The organism is Heyndrickxia sp. NPDC080065 (assembly GCF_050281185.1).
Taxonomy (GTDB): Bacteria; Bacillota; Bacilli; order Bacillales; family Bacillaceae_C; genus Heyndrickxia.
Genome location: NZ_JBNNWS010000026.1, coordinates 1 through 13,377 on the forward strand (window position 1 = coordinate 1; position 13,377 = coordinate 13,377).

Here is a 13,377-nt window from a genome sequence, read left to right on the forward strand (position 1 = left end):
GCGGTCAATTTCGGGGTCCCTTTAGGGGCTTTGTTGGTAAAGTGCCCTTATAGGGCGAAATTAAAACCGCCGGTTCTACCGGCGGATACTTACTTATTAAAATTCGTTTATTTTTATTAATCCCACATCTAACCTCTCACATTCAGAAAGGAGATGTCAATACTGCATAAGCTATTATCTATTCAAGCATTAAGAGGGAATCATAAATATTATTCCTATTTCCTGGGAGCGATCTTTCTACTCTTTTCGGCCATTATAGGCATCGCGGTTGGAAGTGTTTATGTTCCAATTAAAGAGATTATACAAATCATTGGTTCAGCAATTTTTCATTTTCCTTTAAGTGAGACGGTTGATCCAATGAATACAAATATAGTTCTGGATATCCGTCTTCCTAGGGTTATTTTAGCAGGATTGGTAGGTGCATCTCTTGCGATTGCCGGAGCAGCCTTTCAAGGTTTACTCAGAAACCCTTTAGCAGACCCATATACTTTAGGTGTTTCGTCTGGGGCTTCTGTTGGTGCGGTTATCACTCTCTTCTTTCATATTTCTTTACCTGTAATTGGAATGTTAACCTTGCCTTTAATGAGTATTCTAGGCGCGTTTATCACGATTTTCTGTGTATTATTATTTGCTCGAAAAATAGAACGCTCAATGAAAGTAGAGACCATTATTCTAACGGGAATTATATTTAGCTCTTTTTTTAGTTCTTTCATTTCATTAATTATTGCCTTAACTGGGGATGAATTAAGGCAAATTATTGGTTGGCTGCTCGGGAGTGTCTCCATGCGGGGTTGGAGTTATATTTTCATTATCGTACCTTTCTTTATTATCGGGTCTTTGTTGCTATTAATGAATACTAAAGAGTTAAATGCAATGTCACTTGGTGAGGAGAGAGCTCAACATCTTGGGGTTAATGTAGAGAAACGAAAATTGCTTGTTTTGATTGCCGGATCGATACTAACTGGTGCTGCAGTTTCTGTTTCTGGTGCCATTGGCTTCGTAGGTTTAGTTATTCCCCATTTGATACGAATCGTTTGGGGGCCGAATCATAAAGAGTTATTGCCGCTTTCAATCCTTTTTGGAGCTGGATTTTTAATCATTGCGGATTTAATATCACGGACAATAATTCAACCATCAGAACTCCCGATTGGCGTCATTACTGCACTAATAGGAGCTCCCGTCTTTGCATGGATTCTTATGAAAAGAAAAATAGGAAAAAGAGGTTAAGACATGTTAGAGATACAAGGTATAACGGGTGGGTACAATGGACAAAGCATTTTAAAGGATGTCACATTCCGAGTTCATAAAGGTGAATTCTTTGGAATACTAGGACCCAATGGCAGCGGGAAAACCACCTTATTAAAAATGATTAGTGGTATTTTACCTGTAATGGCTGGTTCGATTTATATAAAGGAAAAAGATATTTCATCATATACCACGAAAGAACTAGCTAAGGTTATATCTGTTTTACCACAGTTAGCAGGTGAAGCATTTTCGTATACGGTTGAGGAAACGGTACAGCTTGGCCGTTATGCACATCAAAATGGTTGGTTTCAATCTTTAAGTAAGGAAGACGAAACAATTGTAAAAGATGTCATGATACAAACGGGGGTGTATGATTTTAGAAATCAGTCTCTCCATGAGCTTTCCGGTGGTGAACAACAAAGGGTATTTCTAGCACAGGCTTTGGCTCAGCAGCCAAAAATACTCCTGTTAGATGAACCAACCAATCATTTAGATTTGTTTTATCAAAAAGAACTTCTTGATTTAATCAAACAAATGACAAAAAAGAATCAATTAACAGTCATTTCTGTTTTCCATGATATAAATTTAACCTCTCTTTATTGTGATCGCTTACTTCTTTTGAATAACGGCAAGATGGAAATGGTAGGTACCCCTAACGAAGTGATAAAAGAAGAACATATACAGCAGGTATATAAGACAATGGTAAAGAAACATTACCACCCAGCCATTCCTAAGCCCCAATTAGCATTAATCCCCGAACAAACAACAGGGAAAGGGGAGGTTAAGATTGATCAATCATGTTTAAAAAGGAAAGAAGATTATATTGTACTTGAATCTCCTATTCCATTAAAAACAATGTCCTCTGCAGTTATAAATCCTGGTGTTGGCTGGTTTTATACTTTTGTTAACCGTCATGTGTCTAAAGATTATAATTGTGTGGATCATCATGAGGAAATGGCTGAATATCTAACTTCAAAAGGATTTCAGCTGGATAATACAGTTGGTATGATGACGGCAGTGAAGATGGAGGATGCCGTTTGGGAATACATAGATGAAGACGAATTTTCTATGTTTACCGTTGTAACTGCCGGGATTGGGAATGCGGTGGATGTATCAAGGGGAGATGTTCACTCCTCTGAATTTTTGCCCGGTACCATTAATACATGGATCTTTATTAATGGCGAATTATCAGATGAAGCCTTTATACAAGCAATTGCAACCTCTACAGAAGCCAAGGTAAAGGTGTTACAGGATTTGAAGATAGTAGATCCTTTAACAGAGACGAATGCAACCGGCACTTCCACTGATAGTATACTCATTGCTGCTACTCAAACGGGGGTAAAGCTGCAATATGCGGGATCGGTTGCTCCACTTGGAAAAGCAATTGGACCAGCTATTTACCGTTGTACAAAAGAAGCTATCGAAAATTCTCGCGGAAGGACAGTCAAATGATTATCTATCACCTTTTAGCGATTACATTCGCTCTGATTATTGATTTATTTATAGGGGATCCGCCAAAGTGGCCACATCCTGTAAAATGGATAGGATCCTTTATTGCGTTTTTAAATAAAAAATGGAATAAAGGTAACCATCGTCGTTTCAAAGGGGTTATGATGCTTGGCTTGGTTTTAGTATTAACAAGCGTAATCACTGTTTCGATTATCATTTTGCTGTATCATTTACATCCTATCGCAGGGGTGATTGGTGAAGCATTAATTATCGCGACAACGATAGCACAAAAAGGTTTAAAGGATGCTGGTTTGGATGTTTATCAACCGCTTGTAAATAAAGATATTCCTTTAGCAAGAGAAAAATTATCGTACATAGTTGGAAGAGATACAGAACAATTAGATGAATCAGAGATTGTGAGAGGAACAGTCGAAACGATCGCCGAAAATACGAGTGATGGGATCACTGCTCCATTATTTTGGGCAATTATCGGCGGAGCACCACTAGCTATGGTTTATCGTGCGATTAATACTTGCGATTCAATGGTTGGCTATCGAAATCCACAATATGAACAATTTGGCTGGGCTTCAGCCCGTTTAGATGATATCGTCAATTGGATTCCCAGCAGGTTAACAGGATTCTTTATGCTTTTTATTACAAAACCTGCTTATAGGAATTGGAAATCGGCATGGAAACTGCTTTTTAGAGATGCAAGAAAACATCCAAGTCCAAATAGTGGCTGGTGTGAAGCAGCTGTTGCCATTATTTTGGGCGTGCAATTAGGCGGCTTGAATTATTATAAAGGAATTGCATCCAATCGTGCAAAGATGGGAGAGCCGTTTGAAACATTAGAAGCCGTTCACATTAAGAAAACGATTTATATTATGAATATGTCTGTCTTGTTTTTTTTACTTTTTATATGGATAGGAGGAATTGCGATTGACATTGCCATCACATGGCGCTAACCCGAAGTATGTATATGGTGCAGCCAAAATCAATCAACCGGACCATCTATTAGATTTCAGTGTAAATGTGAATCCTTTCGGAGCTCCTTCTGTAATAAAAGAAAAATGGATGGAATGGTATCAATATATTGAGGATTATCCAGATCCGCTGGCAAGCCAGCTTAAAAAAGAACTTTCAACAAAAGAGGGCATTGCAGAGAATTGTATATTAATAGGAAATGGCGGAGCAGAAATTATAACGCTTGTTGCTCAATTTCTCAAAGAAAAAAGAGTGTTAATTATTCAGCCTGCATTTAGTGAATATGAACAAGCATGTCTTGCACAAAAATGTATTGTGGAGCATCACATATTGAAAGAAGAGGATTGGACTCTTGAAATAAGTGACCTGCTGTATAAAGTGAAACAGTTCGATGCCATTTTTCTTTGTACTCCTAATAATCCAACAGGTGTGATATATGACAAACAATCGGTAATTGAGCTTTTGGAAGAGGGGAAAAGAAAGAATTGCTACATCATTATTGATGAAGCATTTTATGATTTTTCTCCTAATAACAGTACTTATATTTCTCTATTATTGGAGTATCCGAATCTTATTGTTTTACGATCTTTAACGAAAATGTTTGCGATTGCTGGATTACGTCTTGGCTATGGGGCTGCCCATCCTAAGGTTATTAAAGAGCTTTCTGTGCTAAAGCCTCACTGGAGTGTAAATGCGATAGCAATGAAAGCTGGAATTGAATGCATATTTCAAGATTCCTATATTCTGCAAACGAAACAGCATATTGAAGCGGAACGCCGTCGATTAGAAGTTTTCTATAAAGAATATGCTTTTCAAATGTCCGATTCTAAAGTGAACTTCTATTTACTAAAGGATCCTTCTCTTTCAGAAGCTGCACCATTATTTCACTTTTTATTAAAAAAAGGGATTGTCCCGAGACATACGATGAATTTTCCTGGACTGGATGGGCGGTGGCTGAGGTTTGCTATTAAGCGAGCAGAAGAGAATAACAGGCTAATGGAGGCTCTTGTTGAATGGAAAAATCGGAAATGATTTTTATCAGTGGCGGTGTAAGGAGTGGAAAGAGCAGCTTTGCGGAAAAATTAGCAATGAAATATGCGAAACAAATAAATGGTCGATTGAATTATTTGGCTTGTGGACAGGCATCAGATCCTGAAATGGCTTCAAGAATAGAGCATCATAAAATAACAAGAAAAAGCAGTGAACAGAAGTGGGAAAATTGGGAGTGTTCCGTTAATATAGAAGGAATCAGTTCTGAATTTAAACAAAGTGATGTTGTTTTACTTGATTGCTTAACGACATTATTAAATAATGAATTATTTCAAGATGAAAGTAGCTGGGAACAAGTTGATTTTCAACAAAAAGTATATGATTCCATTCTTAGTGGGGTTGACGCAATACGAAAACAATGCAGCGTGCTCATTATCGTATCTAATGAAGTATTAAATGAGGAATTGCATAAAGGGATGGTTGTTTATACTTATGCAAAATTACTGGGGCGTCTTCATCAAAGCTTAATCAATCAATCGTCAGCTGCCTATTTAATTGAATCAGGTATTCCTCTATTAATGAAAGGAGGTCAATAAATGACTCATAAGGTTCAGGGGGTAATGGTAGTAGGTACTTCTTCTGATGTTGGTAAAAGTCTTGTTGTTACAGCTTTTTGCCGCTTATTTGCTAATGAGGGAATCAAGGTTGTACCGTTTAAGTCGCAAAATATGTCCAATAATTCTTATATTACCGTTGATGGAAAAGAAATCGGACGTGCTCAAGGTATACAAGCCGAAGCGGCAAAGACAGAAGCAACTATGTGGATGAATCCTATTTTATTGAAGCCGACATCAAATCAGCAATCAGAGGTTGTTCTTTTTGGTAAAAGAGAAAAGATCATATCAGGAATCAGCTACCGTCAATCTTTTTATGAAAAAGGAATCGACTCCGTTAATATGGCATTACAACAATTATCACAAGATTTCGACGTCATCGTAATGGAGGGGGCAGGCAGCCCGGTCGAAATTAATTTGAAGGATTATGAGCTCGTAAATATGAAAGTAGCTGAAATTGCTGATGTTCCTGTAATTTTAGTAGCAGATATTGACCGAGGTGGTGTTTTTGCAAGTATAATTGGGACGCTAGAACTTCTAACAAAAGCCGAGCGGAATAGGGTGAAAGGAATTATCATAAACAAGTTTCGCGGCGATATTGATTTGTTTAAGGATGGGGTTACTTGGATTGAGGAAAGAACGAATATTCCTGTACTGGGCGTGCTTCCATATTTAGAAAAGCATATGATTGAAGGGGAGGATTCCTTATCTCTTCAAGATCGTTTTTCGCTTGTGAAGGATGGAGCAGTAGATATTGCTGTGATCAAGCTTCCGTATATTTCTAATTATACAGATCTTGAACCATTTATGTACGAGGATGATGTTACTATTCGCTGGATAGAGAACGCGCAACAACTCGGAAGCCCTGACGCCATTATTATTCCTGGAACTAAAAGTACCATTCATGATCTTCAATTTTTAAAGAAAAGTGGATTATATGATCTCATTCATAAGCATGTAGAGAAGGAAAAGCATCTTGTAGGTATTTGCGGGGGATATCAAATGATGTGTGAGACAATTATTGATGAAGCAGGAACTGATACTGGTTCGATCAATTTTTCCGAAAAAGGGTTTGGCTTCGTTCCTGCGGAGACAGCCTTTCATGAAAACAAACGAACCATTCGAGTGAACGGAAAAATTCATCCAAAAGCAGGTTTATCATATGAGCTTAATATTCAGGGCTACGAAATTCATTTAGGTCATACCTCCACTCATGATGATCCATTTGTGATACTTGATGATGGCTCAAAAGATGGCTATTATCAATCATCAGGAAAGATGATCGGAACATATATACATTCGTTGTTTCATAATGATGAGTGGCGTAACGTTTGGTTAAATTCCGTTCGCAAATCTAAAAATCTCCCTGAACAATCTGTCGTAAATCTCCAAAGCCAAAAGGAGCAAAAATATGATTTGCTGGCAAACCATGTGAAATGCTATTTAGACTGGGAGAAAGTCAAAGAAATTGTGAAAACGCGGGGATGAGGATGACAAAAATAAGAGAAATTTTCAAAGGCTTGCTCATCAACTTTCAATTTTTTACGATTATTCCGATTCCTTATGAACTGCCGATGGATAAAAAGCATATCACCTATGCTGTTAAAACATTTCCGATTTTAGGTTTATTCCAAGGAGGAATTTTTGCAGGATCATTATATTTGCTGCTAAACTTTACTCCTTTTTCACATCTTGCGATTGCTTTTATCATATGGTTATTAACTATTGTTGTAACAGGTGGATTACATCTGGATGGGTGGATGGATGCAAGTGATGCGTTTTTTTCGTATCAAGATAGGGAAAAACGCTTGGAAATTATGAAAGATCCACGAACAGGAGCGTTTGGTGTAATATCCCTTTTTATATTGCTAAGCGGTCGATTTTTATTTATCTATGAAATAGTGAATATGTTGACGTCTGTTAGTTTTATTCTCATTTTGATTATTCCATTTCTAAGTAAAAGTTTAATGGGTTATCTTCTATTAATGGTTCCAGCTGCAAGAAAAGAGGGACTAGGCTATTTTTTTCAAAAATCGGTTCATAAAGGTGCATTAATCATCTATCCTCTATACCTGTTGTTTTTCTTAGGGTTGGTGACATATCTGTTTCCTCAAGCTATATGGTTCGTGATCGTATTGATGTTGATCACGATTACGCTAGGACTATTTTTTAAGCAGAAAATCATCAAATGGTTCGGTGGAATAACAGGGGATGTTCTCGGGGCATCAGTTGAAGGAGCGGAGTGGATTTTATGGATGATAGTTTGGCTATTACATTATTACGTCACGGGTTAACGAAGGAAAATGAAAAACATGCTTATATTGGGTGGAGTGATGTTTCCTTAAGTTTGAAAGGGCGAGAACAATTAGGAATGTGTCGTTCATTAATGAATAACTTTGATCTATATGTTTGCAGTGATCTAAAGCGCTGTTTTGAAACGTCTGAAATCCTTTTTCCAAATCAGCCTTTTGAAAAATGGTCGTCCTTTCGTGAAATGAATTTTGGAGAGTGGGAAGGGAAAACATTTGACGAATTAAAGGAAGAGGAACGATATCAAGAATGGCTGACGGATTTTTTTTCTGTTCACCCTCCAGGTGGAGAGGGATTCAACCAATTTACTGAAAGAATTGATAATGGTTGGAGAAAACTGTTAGATTACCTTATAAAAAAAGATTTAAATAAAGCATTAATCATTTCTCACGGTGGTGTGATTCGTTATTTATTAAGTAAATTTGCACCGAAAGAAGCAGGATTTTGGGATTGGAATATTCCCCATGGCACTGCCTTTGAACTAAAATGGACAGAGAAAAAAGGGAGAGGTGAGGTTCGATGCACTTCGTTACAGGAGGTTACTTTAACGGAAAATCCAAGTGGGTAAGGAATCATTATGGAATGAAGGAACGAAATGATTTTACATGGGTTTCTTCGTATAAAAATGATAATGTAGATCAATTATTCCAAAATAAAAAAGTGTCTTTTTACATATTAGAAGGTTTAGAAATCTTTTTGAAAAATATGTTAGAAACAAACTTGGATATTTCCTATATTAGAGATCAGGTACAGAAAATGATTTCTGATGGTTTAGCATGGGAGCACAGTTCTGATGAGAGGAAATTCATAGTAATTGGAACGGATATTTCAAAAGGGGTCGTTCCAATTGAAAAGAAAGATCGATTATGGCGTGATCTTACAGGCTGGGTTTATCAAGACATTGTTTCCAGATCTGAAAAAGTAGATTTCATCTGGTATGGGATTTCGAGAACGTTAAAATAATTGTTAAGGTGATGATGATATGTCTAGTAGAAAAATCGTTTGGTTCGCACTAGGGTTTGCATTAACAGTGATTGGATCATCTATCAAAATTCCAGCTATTGTTGGTAGTGTTGGGTTGGACGTCTTCCCTGCTTTGGTCATAGCGAGTCTATTTAGTGTCGGAATGGGAGGAGTTGTTGCAGGACTCGGTCATCTGATATCAGCGTTGTTAACGGGCTTCCCCCTCGGTCCATTCCATATTCTAATTGCACTTGAAATGGCAATTTGTGTGTTAGTTTATGGATTTTTATATCATTCCGGTAAAAAGATTCTTGCATCCATTGTTTTTTGGATAGGGAATGCAATTATCAGTCCGTTGCCATTTATCTTGCTTGTAAGTTGGTCATTTTTCATCGCGATTGTTCCTTCACTAATGATAGGATCGGCGTTTAATGTAATTGTTGCCCTTTTGTTCGTAAAAGTTTTTCAGCAGAGGTTATCACCGGTAATGAAAAGAGGGATAAATGATGAGAGATGCTCTAATCATTCCTCTAAATGAAACGGAAAATATCATTATTACTACAGACAATAGCGGTGCAATAGGAATGAGAACCGATGATGTAGTAAAAGTTCCATATGATATTGTAGCTTATTTTTCTTTTCGAGTGGCAGTTATGGAGTGCATGGCGGCAGGGGGAGAGCCATTTAGTGTAGTTATTAATAACTTTTGTCCAGAAGAGTCATGGGGAGAAATGAAAGCAGGAGTACAAAAAGGCGTTGCTGAACTTGGGATGAAGGCCTTACCTGTTATCGGAAGTACAGAAAGTAATTTTCAATTAATGCAGTCGGCTATAGGTATAACTGTTTTGGGAAAAATGATTAACAAAGAAGAGAAGGAGCAGCCTATAGGATCTTCAACCCATTTTGCAATAATAGGGAGTCCTTTAGTAGGGAATGAAGTAATTGAGCAAAGTAAACTTGTGGCTCCCCTTTCTTTATTTGCATGGATGTGCCAGCAAGAAAATATAACACATATTGTTCCAATAGGTTCGAAGGGAATTTTATATAAATTAAATAAATTACAGCCTCAATTGGAAGCTAAGGATATAAAAAGTGATTTGAATTTAATAAAAACTTCAGGTCCCGCTACCTGTTTTTTAATCGCCTATCATCAAAACATCGAGGACATCATTGTCAAAAAATCTGGATCATACTTTCATCGATTATGTATAAAGAGCCGTTAAAATGACTTTAACGGCTCTGTTTATGCAAAAAATGCATAAATGGTGCCTGACACCCTCCGTGGACATTTGATGTTTTTTTCCATCCGAGGTGGACACCTGTAACAAATTTTGTGAATATATCAGATAGTGTCCATGTGGGGTGGAAAAATATCCTGTTTGTCCACGAATGGTGCCTGACACCTTATTTTATTTTTTCGAAAATAGTTTCTGCGGTGTTTTTACCGTTTGTGATGCAGTCGGCAATGCCTACGCCGTAGTATGAGCAGCCTGCAAGGGTGATATTAGGGTATGAATCGTTCATTTTTTTAGTTAATGATTCAATGGTTTCCCGGTGCTTTAAATGGTATTTCGGCATATTATCAGCCCATTTTGTTATTTCAGTACAAACGGGTTCCCCGCTAATTCCTAGACTCTTTTCAAGATCCTTTAATGCGACTTGAATTAAATCCTTTTCATTTAAGCTGTTAAGATGATTAAACTTTTCAGGATCTGTATTTTTATAAAAAAGTCTAAATAATAAGTGTCGATTTTTCGAGGTGTGTGTCCACTTTCTACTTGTCCATGTACATGCATTACATACTAAATCACTGTTTTCTGGAACAATAAAGCCTGTCCCATCAGCAGGGAGTTTCTCATCAGGTATGTCAAAACCAATATAGACACTTATAATCGATGAGTTGATAAGTTGATTGAAATATGGGTCCAAGTTCTCGTCTTGCAAAAGACTTTGTGTCACTTGATGTGGAGTACTCAAAACTATATAGTCAGCGTTTATATCCTGATGGTTTTCGAGTGTAATTTTATATCGATTATCATTGTGATCAATTTTGGTTACTTTGCTACCTTTAAATATTTCAATATCTTTTAGCTCATTTTCCAAACGATTAATCAAAGTTGATAAACCATGCTTAAATGAGACGAATTTTTTATTATCCTTCGACTGGAATTTTTCCTTATTTTCTTCTAACCCTTTTATAATACTGCCGTATTGATTTTTATAATCTAATAAATAAGGAAGGGTAGTTGCTAAGGTAAGTTCATTTAATTTACCGGAATACACACCAGAAAGTACAGGTGCAATTTGGTTTTCGACTATTTCCTTACCTAGGAAGCTTTCAAGGAATAATCCGATGGAACTATCCTTTGTAAAATCCGTATTTTTAGTAGTAAAATCCTTTAATGCTTCTTTTTTTCCGTCCTCAGAAATTAATTCACTACTAAATAAGGCTTCCTTACTCATTGGGATGCCAAAAACTGTATCGTCTGGAATGGGCTTTAATTGATGATTTTGGTAAATGTAAGATTTTCCAGTTGCATTGTTCACTACTTCATGATGCAAATTTAACTCATCCAATAAAGCTGAAACACCTTGTTTACGAGCAACAATTGAATCTGCACCTGTCTCCATAATAAACTCATCATTACGGACTGAATGAATTTTTCCTCCAAGTACATCATTTTCTTCAATTAAAATTAATCTAACTGCTTCTTTAGAAGTTTTTAATTTTTTTTGGAGGTAGTACATAGTAGAAAGTCCAGTAATACCTCCTCCAATAACAACAACCGTTTTCATAAAGAGGTCACTCCTCAATATATTGAATGATTTTTTTACATATATATTTAAATTATAGTCTAATCATAAGAAAAAATTTAATTGTGAATTTGTACACAATGTGAAACTTTGGTCATCTTAATAATGGCCAAAAATAATAATAATATCAATTGTTCTCATTTCGGTATCGTTTTTATCTATTTTTTATATTGGTTTATTATTTGGAAATGAAGGAAAATTAAATAAAATTTATAAATGATGATAAAAGGGGTCAGGGAGATGAAAACTAGTGAGAGTGAAATTATACATATACAGCAGCATGCTGCTGAAAAATATGTGAATGATATATATGAAACAATCAAACAACGAAATCCCAATGAAAATGAATTTCTACAAGCGGTAAAAGAGATTTTGGATTCTCTTTTACCCGTTTTTATGAAGCATCCAAAATATATGGAAAATGGAATTCTAGAAAGAATCACAGAACCGGAAAGACTAATCATTTTTCGTGTTCCTTGGGTGGATGATAATGGAAAAGTAAGAGTGAATCGTGGATTTCGCGTCCAGTTTAATAGTAGTATTGGTCCTTACAAGGGTGGCTTGAGATTTCACCCAACGGTTAATGCTAGTATTATCAAATTTCTTGGATTTGAACAGATTTTTAAAAATGCTCTTACTGGTTTGCCGATAGGTGGTGGAAAAGGAGGCTCAGATTTTGACCCAAAAGGTAAATCTGATGGGGAAATAATGAGGTTTTGCCAGAGCTTTATGACGGAACTTTGTAATTATATTGGTCCAGACGTAGATGTTCCAGCAGGTGATATAGGCGTTAGTGCAAGAGAAATAGGATATTTATTTGGACAATATAAGCGAATTCGCGGTGGTTATCAAGCGGGAGTTATTACTGGAAAAGGTCTTGCATACGGGGGAAGTTTAACAAGGAAAGAAGCTACTGGGTATGGAACGGTTTATTTTGTTGAGGAAATGCTTAACAATAGTGGTTTGACTTTTAAAGGCAGTACTGTAGTTGTTTCAGGTTCAGGAAATGTTTCTATATATGCCATTGAAAAAGCTGCACAATTAGGTGCAACTGTTGTTGCATGCAGTGATTCAAATGGGTATATATATGATCCACTTGGAATCAATCTTTCAACTGTTAAGAGACTAAAAGAAGTAGAGAGAAAAAGAATAAAAGAATATATTAATGTCCATCCTCATGCAAAATATGTTGAGGGCTGCTCAAATATTTGGGCCATCCCTTGTGATATTGCGTTACCTTGTGCGACACAAAATGAAATAGATATCAATTCAGCTAAGTTACTAATCGAAAATGGAGTAAAAGCAATTGGGGAAGGTGCCAACATGCCATCCACATTGGAAGCAATAGAGTTATTTCTTCAGCAAAAAGTTCTTTTTGGACCTGGAAAAGCGGTTAATGCTGGAGGGGTAGCTGTTTCAGCTCTTGAAATGTCACAAAACAGCATGAGACTTTCGTGGACATTTGAAGAGGTGGATGAGAAGTTAAAGGAAATAATGAAAAACATATATCAAAAAAGCGTTAAATGTTCAGAAGAATTTGGTCATCCAAATAATCTGGTCGTCGGAGCGAACATTGCAGGATTTTTAACCGTAGCAGAAGCCATGCTTGCACATGGGATTATCTAAATTAGTTTAAATAACAGGGAGAGGATCACTCTAAAATGGTGAATCCTCTTTTTTCCGTATAGGGCAAAAAATAATGATATTAGTAAAATATAAGTATCCATTAATTAACAAGAAAAAAATAAATAAAGAATTGAAAAATATCGAGACTTCTAAAAAATAACGTGATAAAATGAAAACTGTAAATGAGAAAGTTTATCATTATCAATTAAGGCTCTTTTCTAAATTTAGGTGCTTTATATCGAAAATCTTATTTATTGAAAAAGCATTGTTTTCAGTAAAGCTGCCGTTAAATCGAATAGTAATTGGATTGGTTTCCGTGTAAGAAGAAACAATCCTAAGAAATCAGTTTTAACTAGTGATAATAAAAATAGAGTGGGGTTTG

General features: G+C 36.3%; 13 protein-coding genes. 12 read left to right on the top strand and 1 reads right to left on the bottom strand.

The annotated features are described in order from the left end of the window. The first annotated feature begins 153 nt into the window (after nt 1-153). Genes ACQKP0_RS22905 through ACQKP0_RS22955 form a run of 11 tightly spaced genes read left to right on the top strand, consistent with a single transcriptional unit; the run spans nt 154 to nt 9,778 of the window. Complete coding sequence (locus ACQKP0_RS22905; protein WP_427408134.1) at nt 154-1,227, top strand: FecCD family ABC transporter permease; 1,074 nt, start codon at nt 154-156, stop codon at nt 1,225-1,227. Nucleotides 1,228-1,230: 3 nt separating this feature from the next. Next, nucleotides 1,231-2,697, top strand: a complete 1,467-nt coding sequence (locus tag ACQKP0_RS22910) for an adenosylcobinamide amidohydrolase (protein WP_427408135.1) — start codon at nt 1,231-1,233, stop codon at nt 2,695-2,697. Continuing rightward, nucleotides 2,694-3,659, top strand: a complete 966-nt coding sequence (gene cbiB, locus ACQKP0_RS22915) for an adenosylcobinamide-phosphate synthase CbiB (RefSeq protein ID WP_427408136.1) — start codon at nt 2,694-2,696, stop codon at nt 3,657-3,659. Before ACQKP0_RS22910 ends, cbiB begins: the two co-directional genes overlap by 4 nt. Beyond that, a complete protein-coding gene (gene cobD, locus ACQKP0_RS22920; RefSeq protein ID WP_427408137.1) occupies nt 3,634-4,710 on the top strand; it encodes a threonine-phosphate decarboxylase CobD in 1,077 nt (358 codons plus the stop codon). Before cbiB ends, cobD begins: the two co-directional genes overlap by 26 nt. Further along, the gene (locus tag ACQKP0_RS22925) at nt 4,692-5,264 is read left to right on the top strand and encodes a bifunctional adenosylcobinamide kinase/adenosylcobinamide-phosphate guanylyltransferase (RefSeq protein ID WP_427408138.1); all 573 of its coding nucleotides are present in this window, start codon (nt 4,692-4,694) and stop codon (nt 5,262-5,264) included. Before cobD ends, ACQKP0_RS22925 begins: the two co-directional genes overlap by 19 nt. Beyond that, entirely contained in the window at nt 5,265-6,770 is a 1,506-nt protein-coding gene (locus ACQKP0_RS22930) for a cobyric acid synthase (protein WP_427408139.1), read from the top strand. It abuts the gene before it with no gap. Between the two features lie 2 nt (nt 6,771-6,772). Further along, a complete protein-coding gene (cobS, locus tag ACQKP0_RS22935) occupies nt 6,773-7,576 on the top strand; it encodes an adenosylcobinamide-GDP ribazoletransferase (protein WP_427408140.1) in 804 nt (267 codons plus the stop codon). After that, nucleotides 7,534-8,160 carry a histidine phosphatase family protein gene (locus ACQKP0_RS22940; RefSeq protein ID WP_427408141.1) on the top strand — a complete coding sequence of 209 codons (627 nt, stop codon included), beginning with the start codon at nt 7,534-7,536 and terminating at the stop codon, nt 8,158-8,160. The genes cobS and ACQKP0_RS22940 overlap by 43 nt, the downstream gene beginning before the upstream one ends. Continuing rightward, complete coding sequence (locus tag ACQKP0_RS22945) at nt 8,112-8,555, top strand: bifunctional adenosylcobinamide kinase/adenosylcobinamide-phosphate guanylyltransferase (RefSeq protein ID WP_427408142.1); 444 nt, start codon at nt 8,112-8,114, stop codon at nt 8,553-8,555. Before ACQKP0_RS22940 ends, ACQKP0_RS22945 begins: the two co-directional genes overlap by 49 nt. A 19-nt stretch (nt 8,556-8,574) precedes the next feature. After that, nucleotides 8,575-9,093: an ECF transporter S component gene (locus ACQKP0_RS22950; protein ID WP_427408143.1), complete on the top strand. Its 519-nt coding sequence runs from the start codon at nt 8,575-8,577 to the stop codon at nt 9,091-9,093. Then, complete coding sequence (locus tag ACQKP0_RS22955; RefSeq protein WP_427408144.1) at nt 9,062-9,778, top strand: ATP-binding protein; 717 nt, start codon at nt 9,062-9,064, stop codon at nt 9,776-9,778. Before ACQKP0_RS22950 ends, ACQKP0_RS22955 begins: the two co-directional genes overlap by 32 nt. Nucleotides 9,779-9,959: 181 nt before the next feature. Here the strand turns inward: ACQKP0_RS22955 and ACQKP0_RS22960 are convergent, their stop codons facing one another. Continuing rightward, nucleotides 9,960-11,351 (bottom strand): protoporphyrinogen oxidase, encoded by a 1,392-nt coding sequence (locus ACQKP0_RS22960; protein ID WP_427408145.1) that lies wholly within the window; start codon nt 11,349-11,351, stop codon nt 9,960-9,962. Nucleotides 11,352-11,609: 258 nt separating this feature from the next. Between ACQKP0_RS22960 and gdhA the strand changes: the two genes are divergently transcribed. Continuing rightward, on the top strand, nt 11,610-12,995 hold the full coding sequence (gene gdhA, locus ACQKP0_RS22965; protein ID WP_427408146.1) for an NADP-specific glutamate dehydrogenase: 1,386 nt from the start codon (nt 11,610-11,612) through the stop codon (nt 12,993-12,995). The last annotated feature ends 382 nt before the right edge of the window (nt 12,996-13,377 follow it).